The following is a 25290-nucleotide window of genomic DNA, read 5'->3' as shown; positions in this document are numbered from 1 at the left end:
TTATTTTTATTTATTTGAATCTACCCACTCATTTAATTTCCATTCAACTAGATTATTCTTAATCATTGGATCATTTTTAATGATTTTTAGCGCATTTTTATAATTATTTATTTCAATAATGAGTAATCCTCCGTCACCAGGCCTGTTTAACTCATCTACCAAAAAACCACTTTTTATATTTATTCCCTCTTTTTTTAATTTTTTTATCCAATCAATATGTTCGTTAATTATTTTTCGTTTTAAATCATTATTTATTAAATATTTTTTTTTTATGATTTCAGTTTTTACAAAGAAAGCCATTTACATTTTTTTTATGTCAAGCATCTCTTCTTCGCTTGGGGGAACAATTAATTTGAAATTACACTTGAAATCAGACCAATTTTCAATTATTTTGGCAGCCTTAAAGCTATGTGTTTTTGCTTGATATTCTCTAATAATTTCCAATAAAATATCTTCCTGCTTGGATGAAGTTATTTTATGAATGCTAACTATTTCTTTATTAACTTTATTACTTAAATCATTATTCTCATCGAGTATAAATGCTATTCCACCAGTCATGCCCGCACCAATATTCCTTCCTGTGGAACCTAGAATAACTACTTTACCTCCAGTCATGTATTCACAACAATGATCACCTGCTCCCTCTGTTACTGCTGTAGCGCCACTATTTCTTACTGCAAATCTTTCTCCGGATTTTCCTAATGCAAATAATTTCCCTCCAGTTGCTCCATAAAGGCAAGTATTTCCTAGAATAACTTGTTCGGAGGAGATTTTATCTGCTTTTGGTGGAATGATTGTGAGTATTCCACCATTCATTCCTTTACAAACATAATCATTAGCTTCTCCAATTAATTGAACATTCATTCCCTTCAATAAAAAGGCACCAAAGCTCTGTCCTGCATACCCTTTGAAATTTAAGTTGAGTTCTCCATTGAAGCCTTTGTTTCCATGAAGTTCTGCGATTTCCCCTGATATTTTCGCACAAACACTTCTATCTGTATTTTTTATCTCAATTTCTTTGGTTAATTTTTCGTGATTTTTAATTGAATTTATAAATTCTGTATCAGACAAAAACTCGTCTTCTAATACAGAACCATTACTATGAGCATTTATTGAATGATTTAACCATGATCTATCAGTGGTTGAATTTTCACTATTTACTAAAGAAGAAAGATCGATATTAGAAGTTTTTGGAAGACTGACATTTCTTGCAGAAAGAAATTCTTGATTACCAATCAGTTCCTCCATATTAGAAACTCCAATACTACTCATTATCTGTCTTACTTCTTCAGCAATATATAAGAAAAAATTGACAACATTTTCTGGAATACCTTTAAATCTTTTTCTTAATTCTTCTTTTTGAGTGGCAACTCCAACAGGACACTTGTTTGTATGACAAACCCGAGCCATTATGCATCCTTCAGCAATCATCGCTACAGAACCGAAACCGTATTCTTCAGCACCTAGTAAAGCTGCAATAACTACATCCCAGCCTGTTTTAAGACCTCCATCAGTTCTTAAAATTACTCTTTCTCGTAAGTTATTTTCTAATAGAGATTTATGAACCTCAGCAACACCTAGTTCCCATGGTAAACCTGCATGTTTAATAGAACTTAGGGGTGAAGCACCTGTGCCTCCGTCATGGCCTGAAATTTGAATTACGTCTGCATTAGCTTTGCTTACTCCAGCAGCAATAGTGCCTATACCAATTTCAGAAACAAGTTTAACGCTCACTTTCGCTTTTGGATGAACTTGGTGTAAGTCATGGATAAGTTGAGCTAAATCTTCGATTGAATAAATATCATGATGCGGAGGAGGAGATATTAGAGCTACTCCAGGTTTACTATTTCTTAGTTTTGCGATGTAAGAATCAACTTTTGGACCAGGTAATTGTCCCCCTTCTCCAGGTTTTGCACCTTGAGCCATTTTAATTTCGAGTTGTTTACCACTTCTTAGATATTCAGGTGTAACACCAAATCTACCTGATGCTATTTGTTTAATAGCTGAGCATGCGGTATCTCCATTTTTAAGACCTTTAATAAATGGCAACGTCTTTGATTGAGTATTTTCATCGATATCATTTAAAAGATTAAAACGAGCTGGATCTTCTCCCCCCTCTCCACTATTACTTTTTCCACCAATTCTATTCATCGCAACTGCTAATACTTCATGTGCTTCTCTTGATAAAGCACCCAAACTCATTCCTCCGGTACAGAACCTTTTACAAATTGATTCAACACTTTCAACTTCCTCTAATGGGATGCTTTTTCTTTTTGAATTAATTGTTAGTAAATCTCTTAGAGATGTTGTTGGTCTATTACTAATGAGTTTTTTGTAAGTTTCAAAATGATCGTATCCTGGTCCTTGTTTTACAGCTGAATGTAAAACTTTGGACATCTCAGGATTATTTGAGTGATATTCTCCATTATTTCTAAACTGCACAAATCCTAAAAATTCCAATTTTTTTAAATCGATCTCTGGATAGGCTTTCGTATGTATCGAAAGTGTTTCATTAGTTAATTCTTTTAAAGTTATCCCAGCAATACGGCTTGTTGTACCATTAAAAGCAATTTTTATTAAGTCAGATCCAAGGCCTACAGCTTCAAAAATTTGTGCGCCATGGTAACTAGATAAAAGTGAGATACCAATTTTTGAAAGAATTTTTCTTAGACCGTCTTCTAGGGCTTTTTTAATATTTTCTTGAACATCAATTATTGATAATGGATTTATTTTTTTGCTATCAATGAGTTTTTGTGTTTTTGGATGTTTTAACCAGTGTCTTCCCGCTTCGAACGTCAACCATGGGCAAACTGCACTCGCGCCATAACCAATCAAACAAGCTAAATGATGAGTGCTCCAACATTGACCAGTTTCAATAATTAGGGAAGCTTTTAGCCTTATTTCTTTTTTTAAAAGATAATGATGAACTGTCCCAACAGCAAGTAAAGGAGGAATAAAAGTCTTTTTAGGATTAATTCCCTTATCAGAAATGATAATTAAAGAGCAACCATCTTTTATAGAGAGTTCACTCTGTTCGCAAATTTCTTTTAATTGGTTTTCTAAGCCTTGAACACCTTCCTCAATATCAAACAAACTTGAAATTGTTTGAGATTTAATTTTTGAGTTTTTAATGGAAATGAGTTCTTCCTCATTGAGAATTGGACTTTTTAAATGAACAAAAGGTTTAGGAACTTTAATCTCAAATGGTGTACACCTTTCTCCAAGATGCATCTCTAAACTCATTACAAGTTTTTCTCTCAGAGGGTCAATAGGAGGATTTGTAACTTGCGCAAATCTTTGCTTGAAATAGTCATATAAAATATGTGGCTTTGAAGAAAGCACTGCTAATGGGATATCGTCTCCCATGCAATAGGTTGGCTCTTTAGCTAATGAAGCCATTGAATCTAATATAAGATCATTGTCTTCTGATGAAAAACCATACGCAGTTTGTTGTTGTAACAACTCAAGGTCTTTTAGTTTGCAGTCTTTAAGCCATTCACTATTTTCAATTTTTATAGTCCTCTTACTTAGGAGATTTTTATAATCATGCCTTTGAGCTGCTTCAGATTTTACCTCCCAATTTCGGAGGATTCTATTCTGATGAAAATCAACCGCTAACATTTGTCCAGGTCCTAATCGACCTTTTTCTATGACTCTTTCCTCGTCAAGATCTACTACTCCTGTTTCGGAACCCATTATTACAAAACCATCATTTGTTATTGAATATCTTGCTGGTCTAAGACCATTTCTATCAAGCGTTGCCCCTACAAAATTTCCATCAGCAAATACAAGTAGAGCAGGACCATCCCAAGCTTCTTGTAGGCTTGCAGAATACTCATAAAATGATTTAATGTCCTCTCTTTGTTCAAGTTCTGGTTGATCTCTAAAAGCTTCAGGAACAAGTTTCAATAATGAGTCAGTGATGGGCTGACCTGAACGAATATTGATTTCAAGAGTTGCATCAAGGTTTGATGAATCACTTTTATTTATATCTACGATTGGCTTAATTTCGTTAGATAAGTTTCCCCAAAAATCATCTATGTGTGTTTCTGAAGCTTTAGCCCAGTTGATATTACCTAAGAGAGTATTGATTTCTCCGTTATGACCTAAGAATCTCATGGGCTGAGCTAGTGGCCATTTTGGAAGTGTATTTGTACTAAATCTCCTATGGTAAACGGAAAATGAAACTTTAAAACTCTCATCTTTTAAGTCTTGATAAAACTCAGATAATATTTCAGAACGAACCATGCCTTTATAAACAACTGTTTTAGAACTTAGTGAGGCAAAATAAAATTCACAATCGCCAACATGGTTTTTAAAACTTTCTCTTATTTTTTTCTCAATTCTTTTCCTTAGTTGAAATAAAAGCCTTTCAATATCGTTATTGTCTTTTTTATCTATAAATAAAATCCACTGACTTATAAATGGAGCATTTGCTTTAGCTAAAGGACCTAAGATTTCATTATTAACAGGTACTGTTCTCCAAAATGTCTTGTTGATTCTTAATTTATCTGCTTCCTCTTCACATATTGATTTACATTCTTCAATTTTCTCTTTTTTATTAGGCATGAAAATCATCCCTATACCTTTATCATATTCTTTTTTATTTTTAAGATTAACTTCTTTTTCTAAGTAATTCCAGGGAATTGAACATAAAATACCCGCTCCATCTCCTGAGTCACTATCCCCTCCACAACCTCCTCTATGCTCCATGCAGCTAAGGCCTTTAAGGGATTGTTTTAGGATCCAGTTGCTTTCTAACCCTTCAATATTTGCTATGAAACCAACTCCACACGCGTCTTTCTCACCAATTATTCCATTGGGGGAATAACTATCTTGATATGGCTCAACGATTCTTTTGATACTCTCTCCCATAGATTATTTAATTCTTTTTAGTTAATTATGTATTTCTATTATAAAAATAAATATGAAAATAAATCTAAAGATAATGAATATTTACCTAAGAAATTTAATTTCACAAATTTTTTAAAAAATATCATTAAAAACTTTTAGTTGGTGCTCTTAAAAGGTTATGATGATTAAATGTTTATTTTTTTTTAAATATAATAGATGCCTACCATCTCACAATTAATAGGTTCAGAAAGAAAACGTCTGACTAGAAAAACAAAATCTCCTGCACTTAAAGCTTGCCCTGAAAGAAGAGGGGTATGTACGAGAGTTTATACATCAACTCCTAAAAAACCTAATTCAGCTTTAAGAAAAGTTGCAAGGGTGAGATTAACTTCTGGTTTCGAAGTAACGGCTTATATTCCTGGAATTGGTCATAATTTGCAAGAACACTCTGTAGTACTACTAAGGGGTGGAAGGGTTAAAGATTTGCCAGGAGTTAGATATCATATAATAAGAGGAACTTTAGATACCGCTGGAGTCAAAGATAGACGTCAATCCAGATCAAAATATGGTGCAAAAGCTCCAAAAGATTAATTTGTAAACATCACTTCTTTAAAAAAATGTCACGTCGAAATGCAGCAGTAAAAAGACCAGTTCTTCCAGATCCCCAATTTAATAGTCGTCTTGCTTCAATGATGATTTCTCGGTTGATGAAACATGGTAAAAAATCAACTGCTCAAAAAATACTATCTGATGCTTTTTCTATAATAAGCGAGAGAACAGGTAGTAATGCAGTAGAGTTATTTGAAACAGCCGTAAAAAATGCTACTCCTCTTGTCGAGGTAAGAGCTAGAAGAGTTGGTGGTGCAACATATCAAGTTCCTATGGAGGTTCGCCAAGAAAGGGGTACAGCGATGGCTTTAAGATGGCTCGTAACATTCTCACGTGCAAGGAATGGCAAAAGCATGTCCCAAAAACTTGCTAGCGAGTTGATGGATGCAGCAAATGAAACTGGAAGTTCAGTTAAGAAAAGAGAAGATACTCATAAAATGGCTGAAGCCAATAAAGCTTTTGCACATTACAGATATTAATTTCATCAAAAAGGTACTTAAGTAGTTTATTATTATAAAAGTTTGCTTTTAGGGTGAACTATACTTATCAAAAATTATTTTATTTGGAGCTTTAAAATTGGCACGCGACTTTCCCCTAGAACGAGTAAGGAACATAGGTATAGCCGCTCATATTGACGCAGGTAAGACAACAACAACTGAAAGAATCTTATTTTATTCAGGAGTAGTTCATAAGATAGGAGAGGTTCATGATGGTGCTGCTGTAACAGATTGGATGGACCAAGAAAGAGAAAGAGGAATTACTATTACTGCTGCTGCAATATCTACTAGTTGGCAAGATCACAGAATTAATATTATTGATACTCCCGGACACGTCGACTTCACTATTGAAGTGGAAAGATCTATGCGCGTCCTTGATGGAGTCATAGCTGTATTTTGTGCAGTTGGTGGAGTTCAGCCTCAATCTGAAACTGTTTGGCGTCAAGCAGATAGATACTCTGTTCCAAGAATGGTTTTTGTTAACAAAATGGACAGAACAGGTGCAGATTTCTTAAAGGTTAATAAACAAATTAAAGATCGATTAAAGGCAAATGCACTCCCAATTCAGCTACCTATTGGAGCTGAAGGTGACCTTACAGGCATTATTGATTTAGTCGCAAACAAAGCGTATCTTTATAAAAATGATTTAGGCACTGATATTCAAGAGGCTCCAATTCCATCCGAAATGGAAGATGAAGCTGCTGAATGGAGAAATAAGTTAATGGAGAGTGTTGCAGAAAATGATGAAGAGTTAATTGAAATTTTCCTTGAAACTGGAGAACTATCTGAAGAACAACTAAAAAAAGGAATTAGGGAAGGGGTTTTAAAACATGGATTGGTCCCAGTATTGTGCGGCTCAGCTTTCAAGAATAAAGGGGTTCAACTTGTTTTAGATGCTGTTGTTGATTACTTGCCAGCTCCAGTTGATGTGAAACCAATACAAGGCGTTTTACCAAGTGGTAAAGAAGATGTAAGACCTTCAGATGATAATGCTCCTTTCAGTGCGCTCGCTTTCAAAGTAATGTCCGACCCTTATGGGAAACTAACTTTTGTAAGGATGTATTCGGGGGTTCTTTCAAAAGGAAGTTATGTAATGAATTCTACTAAAGACGCCAAAGAGAGAATCTCTAGATTAGTAATTCTTAAGGCTGATGAAAGAGAAGAGGTGGATGAACTAAGGGCTGGAGATTTAGGTGCTGTATTAGGTCTTAAGAACACAACAACTGGTGACACTTTATGTAATACAGAAGATCCTATAGTTTTGGAGACATTGTTTATCCCAGAACCAGTTATTTCAGTAGCTGTGGAGCCAAAAACTAAAGGGGATATGGAGAAATTATCAAAAGCTTTAACTGCTTTGTCTGAAGAGGATCCTACCTTTAGGGTCAGTACAGATCCAGAGACAAATCAAACAGTGATAGCTGGTATGGGTGAACTGCACCTAGAAATTCTTGTTGACAGAATGTTAAGAGAATTTAAAGTTGAAGCAAATATTGGAGCGCCTCAGGTTTCTTACAGAGAGACTATTAGGTCCAGTTCTAAAGGTGAAGGTAAATATGCAAGACAAACTGGAGGAAAAGGTCAATATGGTCATGTAGTAATTGAAATGGAACCTGCTGAAGTTGGTAAAGGCTTTGAATTTGTTAATAAAATTGTCGGTGGAGCAGTACCGAAAGAGTACATTGGTCCTGCATCAAATGGCATGAAAGAAACCTGTGAATCTGGTGTTCTTGCCGGTTATCCACTAATTGATGTAAAAGTAACACTAGTCGATGGTTCATTCCACGATGTAGACTCATCTGAAATGGCCTTCAAAATTGCAGGTTCAATGGCTTTTAAAGATGGGGTTAAAAAATGCAACCCTGTCCTTCTAGAGCCTATGATGAAAGTTGAGGTCGAAAGTCCTGATGACTTTCTTGGATCTGTAATTGGTGATCTCTCTTCTAGAAGAGGTCAAGTAGAAGGACAATCTGTTGACGATGGATTGTCTAAGGTACAGGCCAAAGTGCCCTTAGCCGAAATGTTCGGTTATGCCACTCAACTCCGATCAATGACTCAAGGTCGGGGTATATTTTCAATGGAGTTCGCAAATTATGAGGAAGTTCCTCGTAATGTTGCTGAAGCTATCATTTCCAAGAATCAGGGCAGCTCCTGATCTCTAAACCAAAAAAACTCTTAAACCCTCGATTCTTTAATTCAAAATGGCTCGCGAGAAGTTCGAAAGGAACAAACCACATGTCAACATAGGTACTATTGGCCATGTTGATCATGGAAAAACAACACTAACTGCTGCTATTACTAATGTATTAGCCAAAAAAGGTCAAGCCCAAGCTCAAGACTATGGAGACATTGATGGTGCTCCTGAAGAAAGAGAGCGTGGCATTACAATTAATACAGCTCACGTCGAATATGAAACTGAAGGCAGACATTACGCTCATGTCGATTGCCCAGGACATGCTGATTATGTAAAAAACATGATTACTGGGGCAGCTCAAATGGATGGAGCTATTCTAGTTTGCGCAGCTACTGATGGTCCTATGGCACAAACAAAAGAGCATATTCTTTTAGCTAAACAGGTTGGTGTTCCTGCTCTAGTAGTTGCTCTAAACAAGTGTGATATGGTCGATGATGAAGAAATCATTGAACTTGTTGAAATGGAAATCAGAGAACTATTAGACAGTTATGACTTTCCTGGAGATGATATTCCTATAGTTCAAGTTTCAGGTTTAAAAGCTCTCGAAGGAGATTCAACATGGGAATCAAAAATCGAAGAATTGATGAAAGCAGTTGATGCAAGTATTCCTGAACCTGAAAGAGAAGTTGATAAACCATTCTTGATGGCAGTAGAAGATGTTTTCTCAATTACTGGTAGAGGAACTGTGGCTACTGGAAGAATTGAGAGAGGTAAAGTTAAGGTTGGAGAAGAAGTCGAAATCGTTGGAATAAGAGATACAAGAGTGACAACTGTTACTGGAGTAGAAATGTTCCGTAAACTTCTAGATGAAGGTATGGCTGGCGATAACGTCGGTTTACTTTTACGTGGTGTTCAGAAAGAAGATATAGAAAGAGGAATGGTCCTTGTTAAGAAAGGATCCATTACTCCTCATACTCAGTTTGAAGGTGAAGTTTATGTCCTCAAAAAAGAAGAGGGAGGCAGACATACGCCTTTCTTCGCAGGATATAGACCTCAGTTTTACATCAGAACAACTGATGTAACAGGTCAAATCACAGCATTTACTTCTGATGATGGCTCTAATGTTGAAATGGTTATGCCAGGTGACAGAATCAAGATGACTGGAGAATTAATTTGTCCAGTTGCTATTGAACAAGGTATGCGATTCGCAATCCGTGAAGGTGGACGTACTATTGGGGCTGGAGTAGTTTCTAAGATTCTCAAATAATATTTTTGAATCTTAATAATTTAACCTCAATCATCTAAGATAAGTAAATGGATTAGGGTCATTGTCAACCAATGGCCCTCAATCAAAAGTTAATTTTGAAATCATGACTGCATCAATTGCACAACAAAAAATAAGAATAAGACTAAAAGCATTTGATAGAAGAATGCTTGATTTGTCCTGCGATAAAATAATACAAACTGCCGATACTACCTCTGCTTCAGCAATAGGACCAATACCTTTACCTACAAAAAGGAAAATTTATTGTGTTCTTAGGTCTCCCCATGTTGATAAAGATTCTAGAGAGCATTTTGAAACAAGAACCCATCGAAGAATTATCGATATTTATAGTCCATCTGCAAAGACTATTGATGCCTTAATGAAGCTGGATCTTCCTAGTGGTGTAGATATAGAAGTTAAACTGTAAGAATTCCCGAAAACGACTTTAATTGACTAACATAAAATATATTTATGAGGTTTAAATGGGAGAGCTCTCAGTAAGGGAATTACCTTTGTTTCCTTTGCCAGAAGTAGTCCTTTTCCCTCAAGAAGTATTGCCTCTACATATTTTTGAATCAAGATATAGAATTATGCTTCAGTCTGCTCTAGAGACTGATTCAATGTTTGGGGTTATAAAGTGGGATCCAACCTCTAAAACTATGGCTAGTGTAGGCTGCTGTGCCCAAATAATAAAACATCAAACAGCAGAAGATGGGAGAAGTAATATTATCACTCTTGGACAACAAAGATTCCAAGTTTTAGAAATAGTTCGCTCAACTCCTTTTTGTACAGCGATGGTAAGTTGGATTAGTGATGACAATACTGATAATCTTCAAAAATTAGACTCTCTTAAAGATTTAGTCAAAGAAGCACTTAATGATGTAATTAATCTTACAAGTAAATTAACTAATACCAAAAAAAATCTGCCCGATAAATTACCAAACAACCCAATGGAATTATCATTTTGGATAGGCGCTCACTTGGGAGGTCCCGTTGCTGAGGAACAGCAAAGACTTCTTGAAGAAAGAAATACTTATATTCGTTTGCAAAGAGAATATGAAATGCTTGACCATACAAGAAAACAACTCGCTGCAAGAACAGCTTTGAAAGAAAGTTTTCCTGACATAAAAGAAAATTAAATGATTGAATTAATATTACCTGTTCTTTTATTATTTTTTTTTATATTAGTCTTATTCATTGTTTGGAGATTTAAAGCTAGAAAATATATTTCTTCTGGTACAGTGGCAACTGCATATGATGCTTGGACAGAGGATAAATTACTTGAGAAATTGTGGGGAGAGCATATACACTTAGGCTTTTATGCTCCTGGAAATAAAAATATTGATTTTAGAGAGGCTAAAGTCCAGTTTGTTCATAAATTAGTCAAGTGGAGTGGTTTAGACCAACTGCCTAAAGGTTCCAGAATACTTGATGTAGGTTGCGGAATAGGCGGAAGTTCTAGGATTCTTGCAAAACATTATGGGTTCAATGTTACTGGAATTACAATTAGTCCTGCTCAAGTAAAACGAGCAAGAGAACTTACACCTTCTGCACTTAATTGCAATTTCCAAGTTATGGATGCATTAGATTTAAAATTTCAAGATGGAACATTTGATGCGGTTTGGAGTGTTGAGGCAGGTGCACATATGAATGATAAAGTAAAATTTGCTGATGAAATGTTGAGGACTTTAAGGCCTGGAGGTTATCTGGCATTGGCTGATTGGAACTCAAGAGATCTCAGAGCATATCCCCCATCTTTTATTGAGAAGTTAGTTCTTAAACAGTTACTTGAACAGTGGGTACATCCTAATTTTATTAGCATTAACGAATTCAGTAATATACTTCGAACTAATAAAAATAGTGCAGGAAAAGTTTTTTCTGCAAATTGGAATTCTTATACCAATCCTTCTTGGTACGACTCTATTATTGAAGGTATTCGAAGACCTTTAGTTATTTTGTCTCTTGGTCCTTTAGCTATAGTAAAGTCCATCAGAGAGATTCCAACAATACTTCTCATGAACTGGGCATTTAGAAAAGGTTTGATGGAATTTGGTGTTTATAAATGCAGAGGATAAATTAATCTAGCTCAATATTTTCAGAAAAATAATTTCCAAAATCTACAAACTGGTTACATAGGGGTTTGAGATTATTCTTTAATTCAATAAAATCTTTAATATTATTTTGATTATTAATTTCTAAATCAATAAAAATGACATATTCTCCTAACTCTCTTTTTGAGGGCCTTGACTCAATTTTACTCATATTAAATCCATAATCTGCAATATGTTGTAAGGCTTTAAGTAAAGCACCAGGTTGATTTGAGATTAATGAGAAAGCAAAACTGACAATATTAGCTGAATTATAATTTGATTCTTTACTCAATAAGACAAATCTAGTGCAATTCCCTGTGACATCGTTAATAGGAAATGCTAATTCTTTAAGTCCTTCTATTTGAATTAATGATTTTGAACCAATAGCTGCTCTAAATTTACTCCCTTTTACCATATTTACTGCTTCAGATGTTGAATTTGTAGGAAGAGGGATCGCATTTGGAAGATTTTCAGATAACCATTCTGAACATTGAGCTAATGCTTGAGGATGAGATAATACTTCGGATATGACTGACATGTCTCCATCACTTATTAGTGCGTGTTTTATGGGTAAAACAATCGCTCTATTGATAAAAATATCAGGAAATTTCCAAAGTGCATCAAGAGTAGCAGTAACTCCCCCTTCAACAGAGTTTTCAATAGGCACTACAGCAGCATCACAATTGTTGTAGGCTATCGATTTAATGACCGAATGTAACCCATTACATGGTACAAATATAGGTGTCTGAAAATTGGCAAGCTTTGATAGTATATGAGCTGCTTTTTCTGCATATGTCCCCTTGGGACCTAAATATGCAACTTGTTTGCGCATGATTAATCGTAAGAAAAAAAAGAGTTCAAATAAGCATTGGAGGGATATAGAAAATGTTGTTGTCTTTTGATGCCAAACAGAAATTAAAGCTTTCTGTAACACGAAATAAAGAATATCTTTCTAAATATCTTTTGGAAGAAGAAAGAGTTGTTGGAGCAATGCTGGACTCCAAAAAGTTAGTGCCTGAAGGAGAAGGTAGATACAAGTATACAGTAACAAGTTTTAAGGTTTTCCAATTAGATATTAACCCTGTTGTTTCAATTGGGGTAGAGAATAAAGATGGAATTTTAAGAATGAGTGCCCTTGAAAGCACTTTAGATGGTCTGGGGATGATTGATGACTTTAATCTTATTTTGAAAGCAAATTTGGAAGCAACTGATATTGGATTAGAGGGCGAGGCGCTTCTAGGTGTATCTGTAAGTCAACCTCCTTTGTTGAAATTGATACCAAAGAAAATTTTGGAATCCACTGGTCATTCTGTATTAAATGGGATTTTGCTAGGTATAAAGTCAAGAGTTCAACAACAATTAGTTAAAGACTTTTTGTATTGGTGCGAATCAAATAAGATTTGATTTTTTTAAAAAACTTTTTCTATGCAGATTAGTTATTCCATTTTTTTTAATAATTGAAAGATGTTCTACAGTACCATAACCTTTATTTTTAAATATAAAGTAACCTGAGTATTGTTTTTCTAACCTTTCCATTAGATTGTCTCTAGATACTTTTGCTAATATGCTTGCCGATGCTATTGATATAAATTTGGAGTCTCCCGATATAATATTATTTTGCTCGCCGTTCCATCGTCTTAATCGTAAGGGACCGTCAATTAAAATTTCAGTTGGTTTCTTTTTTAATTTTTTTAAAGCTCTTATCATGGAAAGTTCTGTTGCATCTCTTATTCCAAGCTTATCTATTTCCCTGACCGATGATTGCCCAATTCCATAATCTGATGAAAGCAATAAAATTTTTGGCAAAAGTAATTTTCTTTTTTTAGGAGTTAATTTTTTACTATCCATTACTCCAATTTGCTTTAGGATATTTTTATTTTTTTTAGTTATCACTACTACTGCTGAAAAAACTGGACCAAAAACTGCTCCCTTTCCAACTTCATCTAATCCAACTTCAGATATTTTATTCAATATTTGCTGAAGATCTTCTCCTTTTTTTTCTTGCATTATTTATCTCATCTTCAAATTCAATTTCATTCTTTTTATCTAAAAATTCATCTTGTTTGTTCTCATTAGGTATTTTCGTTGGTTTATCTTGGGAATTTGTATTTGTTTGAATATTACTCTCTACATCTTCTGATTGTTTAGAATTTGAGATTTTTTTTACCTTTTTTGTTGTTTTTTTATTAACTAATGTTTTTTCTTTAACGTTTTTATTATCGTTTGTTAAACGTATAAAATTATTACTAGTGAGATATTCTTTACCTAACTTTATCAGTGGATTGATACCTAGTTGACTGAAAACAATTTTTTCTTCCTCAGTCAAGTCTACGGTTATTATATTTTTTTCTTTTGGATTAGGTGTATTCAAATCATTATTATCATTTTCTTTTTTGTTATAAGAATCATCCTTATTTTGGTTGTTGGGATTAAGGATTTCCTTTTCAGTTATTTTTTCCTGCTTATCAGTTAATTGAGAAGTATCAATATCCGCAGGTTTTATAATATTTGATTTATTAGGCTTGTCTTCAAAATTTTTAATTTTCATATTAAAAATTTCGAAATTCAATATATTTTCTACATGGCCTGTACCATCGCAAATAGAACATTTTTTACCAAATAATTCATATATATTTTGGCCTTGTCTTTTTCTGGTTAATTCAACTAAACCTAACTCAGTAAGTTGAGCTATCTGAGGCCTAGCAGAATCATCTTTTATCGCAGAAGTAAAATGCTCAAGTAACTGGAATTGATCTCTTCTAGATTCCATATCAATAAAATCTACAACAATCACTCCACCAATATTTCTTAATTTTATTTGTTTTGAGATTTCAACTGCTGCTTCGCAATTTGTCCACAAAACAGTTTGTCGTGAGTTGGCGGATCTTGTAAATGAACCAGAGTTTACATCAATTACTGTTAGAGCTTCAGTTGGCTCAATAATTATATAACCCCCCGAAGGAAGATCTACCTTAGGTTGAAGTGCTTTTTGAATTGCTTTCTTGATTTCGTATTTTTCCAAAATATGTTGGTTTAAATCGTTATCGTGAAATTTAATATCTAAATTAGATTCATTATTTGTTAAAAAATCTTTTGCTCTTTCAACTGAAAGTTTACTATCGATAATTATATTTTTAGTTGATGATTTAATATGATCTCTCAAAATCTTGAGAGAAAAATCATTATCTCTTTTTATTAAATAAGGAGGACTAGAAGACTCAGAAACTTTTAAAATGTTTTCCCATTGTTGAATTAAGTTTTCTAAATCTTCAATAAGAAGTTCTTCTTTTATCTGTTCCGCCTCTGTTCTAAAAAGTAAACCTGTGCTGGGTGGTTTTATTAAAACTCCAAGTGCTTTTAAACGATTTCTTTCTGTTTCTGTATTTATTTTTCTGGAAATATTTACACCCAGACCATATGGCTGAAGTATCAAGTATTTGCCTGGTATTGAGATACTCCCTGAGAGTCTAGGCCCTTTGGATCCCGTGGGCTCTTTTATTACCTGAACTAGTACTTTTTGTTTTGGCTCTAGTAATTCAGTTATCCCCAAAATACCTTTTTTGAGTCTTAATGGACCTAGATCTGAAACATGGATGAATCCATTTTTATCACTTTCACCAATATCTATGAAAGCTGCATCAATGCCAGGGAGAACATTTTCAACTGTTCCTAAAAATATATCGCCAATTTGATATTGACCTTGTGCGACGATTAATTCATCAACTCGATCATCTGTGAGTAGTGCTGCAATTCGCGCCTGCTCAGCGATGATAATTTGCTGAGACATATAATTGTTTATGAGTGTTTTGAATTTTGAAAATCATCTAAACTTAGGATCTAAATTTTTATCTTTTAAGAAAGAAATCTTTTAAAGTTTTAAAATTAGTATTATTTACTTTTAAATTAAAATTAATAGCAATTAGATTCTGCTATGTATTAGTTTTAGACGACTTTTAAAGTATTGAAATTGAATTCATAGCTATGATTATCTATTGATCTAATCATAACTACTATAATGTTAACATTTAATCACCACTAAAGCACGTTGATCCATTATCCTAATAATGGGTTTAATTTTATCTAAAGTGGTCCAAGTAAACGAAAATTATTTAAAACTCAAAGCCGGCTATTTGTTTCCTGAAATTACTAAAAGAGTAAGAATTTATTCTCAAGTAAATCAGGGGGCTGACATAATTAAACTTGGAATAGGGGATGTAACAGAACCTCTACCTAAAGCATGCAGAGATGCCATGGGTAAAGCTTTAAATGATATGGGAACAATTGAAGGTTTCAGAGGTTATGGACCAGAACAAGGTTATTCTTGGCTCAGAGAAAAAATATCTGAGCATGACTTTATTTCTAGAGGATGTGAAATTTCTCCTGAAGAAATCTTTATTTCAGATGGTTCAAAATGTGATAGTAGCAATATTTTAGATATTCTTGGTAGTGACAATTCAATTGCAGTTACAGACCCTGTTTACCCAGTTTACGTTGATAGTAATGTAATGACCGGAAGAACTGGGAATGCTCTCGAAAATGGTATCTATCAAGGATTGACATATCTTGCAATTAACGAAGAAAATAACTTTTTGCCAGAACTACCTAAAAATAAAGTTGATATTTTATATCTTTGTTTCCCAAATAATCCTACTGGAGCAACCATTACTAAAGAAGAATTGAAAAGGTGGGTTGATTATGCACTTCAAAACAAATCGTTAATACTTTTTGATGCAGCCTATGAAGCATTCATTAAAGACGAGGATCTTCCTCATTCAATATATGAGATTGAGGGAGCAAAGGATTGCGCAATTGAATTTAGATCTTTTTCAAAGAATGCAGGATTTACTGGAGTTAGATGTGCTTTTACAGTAATACCTAAAAATCTTAAGGGTTTTAGCTCAACTAATGAGGAAATAGAATTATGGCCTCTTTGGAATAGGAGACAATCTACTAAATTCAATGGAGTAAGTTATATTGTTCAGAGAGGAGCAGAGGCTGTATATTCTTTTGAAGGAAAAAAAGAAGTTAGAGGATTGATAGATTTTTATATGGAAAATGCAAATATTATGAAAAATAAACTTCATACTGCAGGATATAAGGTTTACGGTGGGGATAATGCTCCGTATATCTGGATAAAAGTTCCTGATCAAATGACATCTTGGGACTTTTTTGATTTTCTTCTTCAAAAAGTCAGTGTCGTCGGCACCCCTGGGAGCGGATTTGGATTAGCAGGAGAGGGTTATTTTCGCTTGTCAGCATTTAACTCACGGTCAAATGTCTTAGCTGCAATGGAAAGAATAATTAATATATAATTAATATTATTATCTAAATTATAAATTTTAATGGCTCCTATAAAGTTAGAACAAAGTGTAAGTAATAACTCTGCAGTTATTGAAAAGAAACCTGCCGAATTAAAAAATAAATCCCCTAAATATAAGGTTTTACTTCATAATGATCCAGTTAATTCTATGGAGTATGTCACCATTTCACTAAGAGAAGTTGTACCGCAATTAAGTGAGCAAGATGCTATTTCCATAATGCTAGAGGCTCATAATACTGGTGTGGGATTGGTAATTGTTTGTGATCTAGAGCCGGCAGAATTTTATTCAGAATCATTAAAATCAAAAGGTATTTCTAGTTCAATTGAGAAAGAAGATTAATAAGAGTAGAATTTAATGTTTTGAATTAGCTAATTTTCTCTCAGATAAAGGACGAACTTTTAAGGATTCTTTTAAAGCAGACTTACCATACTCTCTCTCGAGTATGTTGATAACTGTTTTACCAAATTCATCTTCTTTATTATCAAAAGCTTCTAAACAAACTTGACCAAGTTTTTTCCCTAATGAGCCTGGATTCCATAAAAGTTTTCTTGCTGTCCAGGGCATCATGCTCATTGGATTATAATCAGGTTTCAAAATGTTATTATCTATTGCATACTTCTCAAGGAGAGTATGAGGTTGTAATCCAATGAAGAAGATAGCTGGGTCAACTAAGCCTTTGCCAAAAATATTTTCTAACTCTCTGTGGTAAGCAATAGTTTGTCTTATGGTGCTTGGAGTTTCATCAAAAACATTAAATGAATAATTGACTGAAACATGATTATTGAAGCCTGATTTGACAAGCATTCTGCAATTATTTAGTACCGTTTCGAGGTCATATGCTAATCTCATTTTTCTTACAAGCTCTTGAGATCCAGAAGTGATACCTATCTCAAAGTAACTCATACCTGTATCCACCATTAGCTGTGCAAGATCAGCATCAATATTATCTGCTCTTATGTATGCAGCCCAATTAATGTCTTTCCAGCCTTGATCCTTAATAGCTTGCAATAGTATTTTTGCATCTTCAATATGTTTTTTTGCTGGAATAAACTGCGCATCAGTAAACCAAAATCCTCGAACTCCAAGATCATATAATTGCTTCATTTCTTTTATTACCTCATCAACAGGATTAACACGAACCTGTTTACCCTCTACAACTGTATAAACACAGAAACAACAATTATGCGGGCATCCTCTTTTTGTTTGTACCCCTACATAGTAATCTCCACCTTCTATATACCAATTAAATTCTGGCCAGATAGATTGGATGTATTTATAGTTGCAAGCAGTTTTAATCGTTCCTGAGGGTTGTTCATGTATTAATTTTTTACGAGGTTCTTGTCCAGCAAGATAACATCTTTCTTCCTCTATTGGTTCATTCCTAATTATTTTCTCTATAAGATTTTCTCCTTCTCCAACAGAAATAATAGTCCCTTTTGGAAGTAGATTCCCTAATTGTTCATAGAAAACACTAACAGCTCCACCTCCTATTATTACTTTTACATCTCTGTTGTATTTTTGCGCTCTTTTAAGTCCATTTCTAACTAAAGTAGTATTTCTGTATATTTCTCCATAATGAGATGCAATCAATTTTAATCCTCCCCAAGAACCTCTAATTTTTTTTAAGATATTTTTTGAGTAAAAAACCTCAAAAGAGTTCTGAAGGGGATTCCCACTTCTCCCATCAACTGGAGCATATATTTGTATATCTCTCCATGAAAAAATAATTAGATGAGGTCTAAATTGATCAATTTTTCTAGCTAAGAATTTGGAAACTTTATTAGATGGAACTATTGCTAAATCAATAAATTGTTGTTCAATTTCTGGAAAACATTTATGAATGTGGTCAGCTAGGTAAATAGGACCTATTGGAAATATTGGGTTACATGGAAGTCTTACAGTAAGAATTTTTCTATACTGTTTTCTTTGGCAATTTTTTTTATTTAATTTTTTGAACCCGAAATTAAGTTCCATGCGATGAAATTCCAATGAATTTATCTTCATTAAGAATCTAACTATTTTATTACTAATTTGGTGAAATTAAAAATCTTCTGAAAATTCTTCTGTAAATTTATTTCAATTTAAATATCAGAAATCATATAAATCCAACAAACCTTAAGAAGTTTTAATCCATCAATCCATCTCGATATATTTGGAGCTCCAGATTTTCTAGCATAATACCTAACAGGATAATTAAGTATTTTAATATTATTGTTTGCTGCTTCAAATATTATTGTGAAGTCTCCAAATGGGTCAGATTTGGAATCCCAACTTCCATTTTGTTTCATAAGTTTGAAAAATTTTCTAGAAAAAACTTTTGTTCCGCAAAGTGAATCTGATACTGGTTTGTTTATGAGAATTGATAAAAATATTGCAAATAATCTATTTCCGATATAGTTAGCCCATCTCATTGCGTCTTTTTCCATTGGGAAAGTTGTGCGGGCACAATTAATTAAAATATTTTCATTTTTAGTTGATTCCATGATTGCAGCAATACTATCATCAATATCTACTGTGAAATCACTATCAATTATGGCAAGGGTTTCACCTGTTGAAATATTAAATCCCTCTACAACAGCATTCTTCTTTCCTTTAGAAGTTTGTCTTAAAAGAGATATTTGGAAGGAATCTGAGAAATTTTCTCTTAATTCTTGAAGAATCTCATATGTATTATCAGTACTATTTCCTTCAACAAATATAATTTCTAATTTATTGGGTATTTTTTTGAATTTATTAAGTGCATTTATTAAAAGTTGTTTATTACCAGCCTCATTTCTTGCAGGAATTACTATTGATATTAAGTGGTTGGAAATATTTTCATTATATTTATAAAAAAATATTTCTAGTTCATAGGCTAGTTGCTTAATTATTGGGAGTTTACGACAAATATTTTTTAAAGATTTTGGAATGAGTTTAGTTGTCAAAGGTGTTAATTTTTTTGCTTTCCATCTAATAGGCCTATAATTATAAATTTCTGCAAGAGATTCAATATCGCATAAAGTTATTCTCGCTTTGCTTGTGGTTTCTCTAAAAATTCTTGAATCTAATCTCAGCCATCTAGTTATTGGCTCCCAAGTATTACCTCTTACTTTAATTGAAATAAATTCATTATTTTCTTTGAATAATTGATGAAGTTTATTATTCGTTAAATTCCAAGAATTAACAGATTTCATCACTTTATTTGTTTGCTAACGACACTTTAGTATATATGGATTATTTTTTTTTTAATATTAATTTCCATGGCTGTAAAACATCGTTCTCGTATATTATTTCATAATCAGAATTATTGTTTTTTATATCTTTAAATTCGGTGGACCATGCCAATTCTGACTTATTTAACTGATCAATACTTTCCAAACTTTCACCTAATATCGGAGTTAATAAAGAAATCTTTATGATTTTTGATTGAGATCTGGGATTTTTTATTCCACTTTTATCAACCTTTATTTGTCGATTTTTTACGACATCAAGGGATGAAACGTATTCCATTTTTTCTCTTATTTCTCTTGATCTATCAGTAAATAATCCTGATTGTAAAAGGAATGAAGTCAGTAAGTAAGGCCCAATGATGAGTGTTATTAATATTTCTTTAAATGAGTTTTTATGTTTTATAAATGTCCACGATAGTCCAAAAAATAATAATCCAAGAATTAGAAATGCATTTTCCTTGGAGTTAAAGTTATTTGTATTTTTAAAGAAAAAATAATAAATTAATGTAATTGAGACTAATAAGAATGGAATTATTTTCGAAGATACAAATATTAAAGTAGATTTATATTTTTCAGAATTAAATAAACATTTAATTCCAACATAAGAATTTAGTGTCAAAATAGATGAAATTTGTAGAGTATAATATGGAGTCTTTGTAGAAAAAATACTTAATATTGCAATCAAGATTAAGGGAAAAAAGGCAAGTATATATTTATTCTCTTTGCGTTCATACAAATTATGTATTATGCCTATGATTCCAAAAATACTCCATGGTAGATATGTTACGGGTATATTCCAAAAGTAATAATAAATAGGATTTGTAAAAGTATTTTTATTGGAAAGAATATTAAACTTTTCGAATAAGTAAAAAATAATATTTTTCTCTAAATAAGGGTTAATAGATAATGACCAAAATAAAAACGGAGCAAATCCAATAAGTAGACCAATCCAAAAGAACTTACTAAATAAAATTTTCTTTTTTTTATATAAATAAGGTAAAAGTGATAATAAAGGTACACATACTAGAAAAGTTTTCATCATAAAAGACAAACCAATCCAAATACCAAAAAGCAGAATATAAAATTTATTATCTTTACTTTTTACTTTGACTAAGGAAAATACTCCAATTGTAACCAAACATGAAAAAATAATGTCTTGACTAGCTAGGTGTGAGTAGTCAAACCATATATATGTAGTGGCAAGTAAGAGTGGAGATATAATTGCATATTTTTTATTAAAAAATTCTTCATGTAACTTGTAAGTTATAAATAGCATCAATATTGCAGCAGTTGTTGTGGGCAGATATGCGGAAAACATATTTCTTCCAAAGATGTCTTGAGACTTTGCAATTAAAAATTGCAACCCTATTGTCCTATCTAAAACATATTCATCCCACCAAAGAGGAATTGTCCAGTTGCCTTTATCTAGTATCCATCTTGCTTGTAATGCATAAAATCCTTCATCAAAAGCGATGTAACTTCTTTTGCCAAAATAAATAATTAGAGGGATAAAAATTAATAGTTTAAAAAGATATTTAGATTTAAAAATTTTACTAATCATTCTTTTTTTATTTTGCTTTTAAATGCCGATAATTGGAATTGAACCAATGACCTACTGTTTACGAGACAGTTGCTCTACCGCTGAGCTATACCGGCAAAATTAAAATGTTTAAATTTTCATATAGACTTCATATTATAAATGAATGAATTTATGTCAAAAATAGATCCTGAATTAAAAAAGAAATTACTTAAGGAATCTCAAGCTCCTTTTAAGGGATTAAGGAAAATATTATGGATTGCTTTTAGTGGTTCAGCATTTTTAGGACTTCTAATTATGCTTTCCAAAATTGCAAGCGGCAGTGAATTACAACAAAATAATCTTTTAATTCAACTTTGTGCCTGTATACTATTTCCCACTTTATTAATTCTTGATAAGGATAAAAATTAAAAGTTTAAGAATTTAATTATTGAGTTAATGTACGCTTTTTAGTAACAAATTTGAATGCTTCAATTATGTCTCCTTCTGTCCACGAAGAGAATTTATCGCAACCAACTCCACATTCAAATCCTGTATTTACTTCTTTTACATCATCTTTTGACCTTTTTAGAGAGTCTAAATTACCCTCAAAAATTATTTTTTCTGATCTAATAACTCTTAGAGAGCAATTCCTTTGTAACTTTCCAGTTTGTATATAACAGCCAGCGATAGCTCCTTTGCCAACTGCAAAAGTTGCTCTTACTTCTGCTTTGCCCAATGATTCCTCTACAAGATCGGGCTCTAGTAGGCCTTCCATAGCCAATTGAATATCTTCTAAAAGTTTGTAGATGACTTCGTATTCTCTTATGTCAACATCATTTGTATCAGCTGCTCTCTTTGCACCAGATGCCAATGAGGTATTAAATCCAATGATTACTGACCCTGACGCAGCTGCAAGATCTATATCGGTTTCAGTTATTTCTCCTGGTGCAGAGAATAAAACTCTCACTTGAACTTCATTTTTTGGCAATTGTTCTAGCGATCCTAATATCGCTTCAACACTCCCTTGAACATCAGCTTTAAGAATTAAGTTTAATTCTTTTAATTCCCCATCATTTGCTTGTGTCGATAAAGATGATAAGCTTACTCTTCTCGAAGCCATTTGCTGAGCTAATTTTGTAGCTCTAGCATCTGTAGCTCTATCTCCAACAATAGCTCGAGCAGTTTTCTCATCCGGGTAGACTTCAAATTCATCTCCTGCTGTTGGAACTTCACTAAAGCCTAATGCTTCGACAGGGAATGATGGTCCAGCCTCTTTAATTCTATTACCATGTTCATCAACCATTGCTCTAATTTTCCCAAGTACTGAACCTGCAGCTAGAACATCTCCAGATTTCAAAGTACCATTTTGTACTAATAAAGTCGCTACTGGACCTTTGGCTTTATCTAGATGGGCTTCAATTACAGTACCTTTTGCCGATCTTTCAGGGTTGGCTTGCAGATCTTCAACTTCTGAAACTAATAAAATCATTTCAAGCAATTTATCAATATTTTGTTTTTTAATTGCACTGACTGGAACCATAACAGTATCTCCTCCCCAATCTTCAGCAATTAAATCTTTTTCTGAGAGTTCTTGCTTGACTCTTTCTGGAGATGCACCTTCTTTATCAATTTTATTTATTGCAACAACAATTGGTACTTTTGCAGCCCTTGCATGACTAATAGCTTCAAGTGTTTGAGGTCTACAACCATCATCTGCCGCTACTACAAGTACAGCTACATCAGTTACTTTGGTACCCCTTGCTCGCATCGCAGTAAAGGCTTCATGACCAGGAGTATCGAGGAAAGTTAATTTTTTCTTTTTAGATTCATGCTCAAATTCAACTTGATAAGCTCCTATATGTTGAGTTATTCCTCCTGCCTCTCCTGAAGCTACTCTAGATTCTCTAATGGAATCTAAAAGACTTGTTTTGCCATGATCTACATGCCCCATTACTGTGATAACAGGAGGCCTTTTTATTAAACTATCAATATCATCAGATTCAATCATATCTACCGTTTTTTCAGCAGCTTCTTTTACATCATCTTGCAAAACAGGTACTCCAAATTCTTCTGCTACTGCTTCAATAGTGGCTAAGTCAAGTGATTGAGTTACGGTTGCTGTTATTCCTTTAAAGAAAAGAGATTTAATTATTTCAGAACTTTCAAGACTTAGCTTATCTGCTAATTCTTGAACCGTTAAATTATCTTCGGGAACTATTATCATTTCAGGTCTTACCTGCTTAGCCTCTTTTGCGGCCTTTAATTCCATAGCTCTTCTTTTCTGCCTTTGTCTTGTGGACTCTTTTTTCTTCTTCTTAAATTGTTTTAAAGATTTTTGAGATTTAGGTTCAGAAGCTTTCTCTTTCTTTGGCCGGGCTAAACTGGCTGATAGTATTGAAACTTTTTCACCTGAGTATCCACTTGTTTCTGAAGTTAGTGGATCATCATTCTCTCCAATAATATGAACTTTCTGTCTTTGTTTCTGTGGATTTTTATTTCTTAATGCCTCTAGTTTCGCGCTATCGTCCCAATCTGTCCTGCCTGGTTTTTTTGAACTATTTGAAAATGCTCTATTGGGTGGTTTTTTAGAGTTTAGGGCACTATTTGGACGACTATTAGGAGCCTTAGCCTTCTGTTTAGATGTATCTATAGTCGGTTTTTCGTTAACCTTTTTACTTAGTTTGTCTTTCTCGGATTTATTAGTTTTTTGAATCCGTAAAAGTTCATTAGGAGAAACAGGTTTCCTAATCCCAGTGGGCTTTTGGCTATTGAGTTTAGAACCAGGCCTATTAAAATCGCTTTGTCTGAAATTACCATTAGGACGATTTGGGCTTCCAGTTCTATTAGGATTGCCCTGTCTATTGAATGAGCCAGGTCTGTTTTGGGCGCCAGGTCTGTTTGGAGCCCCAGTTCTGTTTGGAGCCCCAGGTCTGTTTGGAGCCCCAGTTCTATTAGGATTGCCCTGTCTATTGAATGAGCCAGCTCTGTTTGGAGCACCAAGTCTGTTGGGGTTAGATTGTTTAAAAGAAACGTTTTGTTTATTATTAGAATTTTGCTTATTGGGGTTTAACTTTGTTTCGTCTCTCCTTATCGGAGCTCCAACGAGCTCAGGAGTATTTTTTTTATTATCAAGATTTTTTGATTTAGGTCTGTTCTTATTTTGATCAGATCTGTTTAATAATTGTCTTTTGTCTTCTGAGTTATAGACGTTTTTGTTAGTTTTATAATTAATTATATTTTTAGGTTTTTCAATTAGTTGAATAGATGGTTTTGCAGGACTTTTGATGGGTGGAGTTGTGGTATTGCTGAAAGTATTTTTTTTATCTCGGTTAAAATTTTGCGAAGGTTTATTATTTAAATTCGGATTTCGAAGATTTGTTTTGGTTTGTGAATTTGTGCTGATAATAGTAGGTTTGTTTACATTTTTGGATTGATTTAAAATGTTTTTTGGAGCCTCGGGTTTATTAAGAGGTTTTATTAATAAGGGCTTTTTATTTGAATTATTTTTGAGAGATCCTTCTCCTTTTGTAGAGGAGGAAAAAGGAGATTTATCATCTTTCTTTTGCTTGGAGGTCTCCTCTTTAAAAGACGGTTTATTAATAGAAAGTATTTTTTTATCTGAATTTTTTTTATTAATAAGACTTTTTATTTTATTTGCATCTTCTGCCGTTATAGAACTACTATGACTTTTGACAGAAATTGAGAGTTTTTGGGCGGCATCCAATATATCTTTATTTTCCAGATTTAAGTCTCTGGAAAGTTCATATATTCTTATTTTGTCGCTGATAGTCAT

Annotated in this window: 20 protein-coding genes and 1 tRNA gene; 11 read left to right on the top strand and 10 right to left on the bottom strand. The window is 33.3% G+C overall.

Annotated features, from left to right (window positions below; all coding sequences use genetic code 11):
* Window positions 1-6 precede the first annotated feature (6 nt).
* Window positions 7-300: a YciI family protein gene (locus HA141_RS08530; protein ID WP_209118804.1), complete on the bottom strand. Its 294-nt coding sequence runs from the start codon at window positions 298-300 to the stop codon at window positions 7-9.
* Window positions 301-4875: a glutamate synthase large subunit gene (gene gltB / locus HA141_RS08525; protein WP_209118802.1), complete on the bottom strand. Its 4575-nt coding sequence runs from the start codon at window positions 4873-4875 to the stop codon at window positions 301-303.
* Between the two features lie 195 nt (window positions 4876-5070).
* On the opposite strand from gltB, the gene rpsL reads away from it, so the two are divergent.
* The 7 genes from rpsL (at window position 5071) to HA141_RS08490 (ending at window position 11433) form a co-directional block, all read left to right on the top strand.
* Window positions 5071-5445 (top strand): 30S ribosomal protein S12, encoded by a 375-nt coding sequence (rpsL, locus tag HA141_RS08520; RefSeq protein ID WP_025915119.1) that lies wholly within the window; start codon window positions 5071-5073, stop codon window positions 5443-5445.
* Window positions 5446-5471: 26 nt separating this feature from the next.
* Window positions 5472-5942, top strand: a complete 471-nt coding sequence (gene rpsG / locus HA141_RS08515) for a 30S ribosomal protein S7 (protein WP_209118800.1) — start codon at window positions 5472-5474, stop codon at window positions 5940-5942.
* A 97-nt stretch (window positions 5943-6039) separates the two neighbouring features.
* Window positions 6040-8115 (top strand): elongation factor G, encoded by a 2076-nt coding sequence (fusA, locus tag HA141_RS08510; RefSeq protein ID WP_209118798.1) that lies wholly within the window; start codon window positions 6040-6042, stop codon window positions 8113-8115.
* 46 nt (window positions 8116-8161) lie between these two features.
* Window positions 8162-9361, top strand: coding sequence for an elongation factor Tu (gene tuf / locus HA141_RS08505; protein ID WP_025923574.1), 1200 nt, complete (start codon window positions 8162-8164; stop codon window positions 9359-9361).
* A 103-nt stretch (window positions 9362-9464) separates the two neighbouring features.
* The gene (gene rpsJ, locus HA141_RS08500) at window positions 9465-9785 is read left to right on the top strand and encodes a 30S ribosomal protein S10 (RefSeq protein ID WP_002807536.1); all 321 of its coding nucleotides are present in this window, start codon (window positions 9465-9467) and stop codon (window positions 9783-9785) included.
* Between the two features lie 55 nt (window positions 9786-9840).
* The gene (locus HA141_RS08495) at window positions 9841-10497 is read left to right on the top strand and encodes an LON peptidase substrate-binding domain-containing protein (protein WP_209118796.1); all 657 of its coding nucleotides are present in this window, start codon (window positions 9841-9843) and stop codon (window positions 10495-10497) included.
* A complete protein-coding gene (locus HA141_RS08490) occupies window positions 10498-11433 on the top strand; it encodes a methyltransferase domain-containing protein (RefSeq protein WP_209118794.1) in 936 nt (311 codons plus the stop codon).
* Between the two features lies 1 nt (window position 11434).
* Here the strand turns inward: HA141_RS08490 and pheA are convergent, their stop codons facing one another.
* A complete protein-coding gene (gene pheA / locus HA141_RS08485; protein ID WP_209118791.1) occupies window positions 11435-12280 on the bottom strand; it encodes a prephenate dehydratase in 846 nt (281 codons plus the stop codon).
* 53 nt (window positions 12281-12333) lie between these two features.
* Between pheA and HA141_RS08480 the strand changes: the two genes are divergently transcribed.
* Window positions 12334-12852 (top strand): DUF1997 domain-containing protein, encoded by a 519-nt coding sequence (locus HA141_RS08480; protein ID WP_209118789.1) that lies wholly within the window; start codon window positions 12334-12336, stop codon window positions 12850-12852.
* Here the strand turns inward: HA141_RS08480 and HA141_RS08475 are convergent.
* Window positions 12838-13455 (bottom strand): ribonuclease HII, encoded by a 618-nt coding sequence (locus HA141_RS08475; RefSeq protein ID WP_209118787.1) that lies wholly within the window; start codon window positions 13453-13455, stop codon window positions 12838-12840. The two genes, HA141_RS08480 and HA141_RS08475, sit on opposite strands and share 15 nt — an antisense overlap.
* On the bottom strand, window positions 13412-15235 hold the full coding sequence (locus HA141_RS08470; RefSeq protein ID WP_209118785.1) for an Rne/Rng family ribonuclease: 1824 nt from the start codon (window positions 15233-15235) through the stop codon (window positions 13412-13414). The genes HA141_RS08475 and HA141_RS08470 overlap by 44 nt, the downstream gene beginning before the upstream one ends.
* Before the next feature lie 298 nt (window positions 15236-15533).
* Here HA141_RS08470 and HA141_RS08465 point away from each other — a divergent pair, with 298 nt between their 5' ends.
* A complete protein-coding gene (locus HA141_RS08465; protein ID WP_209119222.1) occupies window positions 15534-16760 on the top strand; it encodes an LL-diaminopimelate aminotransferase in 1227 nt (408 codons plus the stop codon).
* Between the two features lie 30 nt (window positions 16761-16790).
* Complete coding sequence (clpS, locus tag HA141_RS08460; protein WP_209118783.1) at window positions 16791-17108, top strand: ATP-dependent Clp protease adapter ClpS; 318 nt, start codon at window positions 16791-16793, stop codon at window positions 17106-17108.
* 12 nt (window positions 17109-17120) lie between these two features.
* Here the strand turns inward: clpS and HA141_RS08455 are convergent, their stop codons facing one another.
* From HA141_RS08455 to HA141_RS08440, 4 genes are all read right to left on the bottom strand, one after another.
* Window positions 17121-18743, bottom strand: a complete 1623-nt coding sequence (locus HA141_RS08455) for a photosystem II high light acclimation radical SAM protein (protein ID WP_209118781.1) — start codon at window positions 18741-18743, stop codon at window positions 17121-17123.
* A 107-nt stretch (window positions 18744-18850) separates the two neighbouring features.
* Complete coding sequence (locus HA141_RS08450; RefSeq protein ID WP_209119220.1) at window positions 18851-19942, bottom strand: glycosyltransferase family 2 protein; 1092 nt, start codon at window positions 19940-19942, stop codon at window positions 18851-18853.
* Window positions 19943-19982: 40 nt separating this feature from the next.
* Entirely contained in the window at window positions 19983-21539 is a 1557-nt protein-coding gene (locus HA141_RS08445; protein WP_209118779.1) for an ArnT family glycosyltransferase, read from the bottom strand.
* Window positions 21540-21562: 23 nt separating this feature from the next.
* Window positions 21563-21634, bottom strand: a tRNA-Thr gene (locus HA141_RS08440).
* Window positions 21635-21689: 55 nt separating this feature from the next.
* Here HA141_RS08440 and HA141_RS08435 point away from each other — a divergent pair.
* On the top strand, window positions 21690-21926 hold the full coding sequence (locus HA141_RS08435; RefSeq protein ID WP_209118777.1) for a DUF3493 domain-containing protein: 237 nt from the start codon (window positions 21690-21692) through the stop codon (window positions 21924-21926).
* 16 nt (window positions 21927-21942) lie between these two features.
* Here HA141_RS08435 and infB read toward each other — a convergent pair whose 3' ends face one another.
* Window positions 21943-25290 (bottom strand): translation initiation factor IF-2, encoded by a 3348-nt coding sequence (infB, locus tag HA141_RS08430; protein ID WP_209118775.1) that lies wholly within the window; start codon window positions 25288-25290, stop codon window positions 21943-21945.

Origin of the sequence: Prochlorococcus marinus XMU1402, from assembly GCF_017696205.1 — a bacterium.
Lineage (GTDB): Bacteria > Cyanobacteriota > Cyanobacteriia > PCC-6307 > Cyanobiaceae > Prochlorococcus_A > Prochlorococcus_A marinus_AC.
The sequence above is the reverse complement of the archived record's forward strand: the minus strand, read 5'-3'. Positions and strand labels throughout refer to the sequence as shown.

Bases quoted from the DNA above. Each gene is read 5' to 3' on its own strand.
- HA141_RS08530 (WP_209118804.1), bottom strand. From the start codon at position 300: ATGGCTTTCTTTGTAAAAACTGAAATCATAAAAAAAAAATATTTAATA.
- gltB (WP_209118802.1), bottom strand. From the start codon at position 4,875: ATGGGAGAGAGTATCAAAAGAATCGTTGAGCCATATCAAGATAGTTAT.
- rpsL (WP_025915119.1), top strand. From the start codon at position 5,071: ATGCCTACCATCTCACAATTAATAGGTTCAGAAAGAAAACGTCTGACT.
- rpsG (WP_209118800.1), top strand. From the start codon at position 5,472: ATGTCACGTCGAAATGCAGCAGTAAAAAGACCAGTTCTTCCAGATCCC.
- tuf (WP_025923574.1), top strand. From the start codon at position 8,162: ATGGCTCGCGAGAAGTTCGAAAGGAACAAACCACATGTCAACATAGGT.
- rpsJ (WP_002807536.1), top strand. From the start codon at position 9,465: ATGACTGCATCAATTGCACAACAAAAAATAAGAATAAGACTAAAAGCA.
- HA141_RS08495 (WP_209118796.1), top strand. From the start codon at position 9,841: ATGGGAGAGCTCTCAGTAAGGGAATTACCTTTGTTTCCTTTGCCAGAA.
- HA141_RS08490 (WP_209118794.1), top strand. From the start codon at position 10,498: ATGATTGAATTAATATTACCTGTTCTTTTATTATTTTTTTTTATATTA.
- pheA (WP_209118791.1), bottom strand. From the start codon at position 12,280: ATGCGCAAACAAGTTGCATATTTAGGTCCCAAGGGGACATATGCAGAA.
- HA141_RS08480 (WP_209118789.1), top strand. From the start codon at position 12,334: ATGTTGTTGTCTTTTGATGCCAAACAGAAATTAAAGCTTTCTGTAACA.
- HA141_RS08475 (WP_209118787.1), bottom strand. From the start codon at position 13,455: ATGCAAGAAAAAAAAGGAGAAGATCTTCAGCAAATATTGAATAAAATA.
- HA141_RS08470 (WP_209118785.1), bottom strand. From the start codon at position 15,235: ATGTCTCAGCAAATTATCATCGCTGAGCAGGCGCGAATTGCAGCACTA.
- clpS (WP_209118783.1), top strand. From the start codon at position 16,791: ATGGCTCCTATAAAGTTAGAACAAAGTGTAAGTAATAACTCTGCAGTT.
- HA141_RS08455 (WP_209118781.1), bottom strand. From the start codon at position 18,743: ATGGAACTTAATTTCGGGTTCAAAAAATTAAATAAAAAAAATTGCCAA.
- HA141_RS08450 (WP_209119220.1), bottom strand. From the start codon at position 19,942: ATGAAATCTGTTAATTCTTGGAATTTAACGAATAATAAACTTCATCAA.
- HA141_RS08445 (WP_209118779.1), bottom strand. From the start codon at position 21,539: ATGATTAGTAAAATTTTTAAATCTAAATATCTTTTTAAACTATTAATT.
- HA141_RS08435 (WP_209118777.1), top strand. From the start codon at position 21,690: ATGTCAAAAATAGATCCTGAATTAAAAAAGAAATTACTTAAGGAATCT.
- infB (WP_209118775.1), bottom strand. From the start codon at position 25,290: ATGACTATCAGCGACAAAATAAGAATATATGAACTTTCCAGAGACTTA.